The organism is Curtobacterium sp. ODYSSEY 48 V2 (genome assembly GCF_023712625.1).
In the GTDB taxonomy this organism is placed as follows: Bacteria; Actinomycetota; Actinomycetes; order Actinomycetales; family Microbacteriaceae; genus Curtobacterium.
Genome location: NZ_JAMAXX010000037.1, coordinates 1 through 457, shown reverse-complemented (window position 1 = coordinate 457; position 457 = coordinate 1). Strand labels below are relative to the sequence as shown.

The window sequence follows — 457 nt, the reverse complement described above, 5'->3', positions numbered from 1 at the left end:
CGCCGTTTCCTGCCGACATTTGCGGCAGGATCGGCGCCGACTGCAAGCAGGATTATGCGACGGCGGGCGCCTTCCTGATCCAGACCTTGTTGTCGTGGAACGCGGCGCCGCCGACCGGAGCGACGGCTTCCGCCCCTGTCAACATGATGATGCCGCGACCGCCGATATGCGATTTGTTCGGATGGATCGACTCGGCGATCAGCACGCCGCGGCGGACGCCATCGAACAGACTTGCGGTCAGCGTGGTCTCACCGCGCGCATTGCCGAGCGTTACGGCATCGCCGTCCGCGATCGAGAGCGCGGCCGCATCGTCGGGATGAATCATCACCGTCGGCGCGCCCTCGCGGGCCTGCGACGACGGCGTTTCGTTGAAGCTGGTGTTGAGGAAGCTGCGCGACGGCGACGTCGCGAGCCGGAACGGATGCTGCGCGTCCGCCTCCTCGATGATGGTCCAGTG

General features: G+C 66.5%; 1 protein-coding gene. It reads right to left on the bottom strand.

The features are described 5' to 3' along the window. Positions 1-52: 52 nt before the first annotated feature. Positions 53-457, bottom strand: a 405-nt coding sequence (locus M3666_RS16380) for a molybdopterin dinucleotide binding domain-containing protein (RefSeq protein WP_285841471.1), incomplete at its 5' end; no start/stop codon positions are given.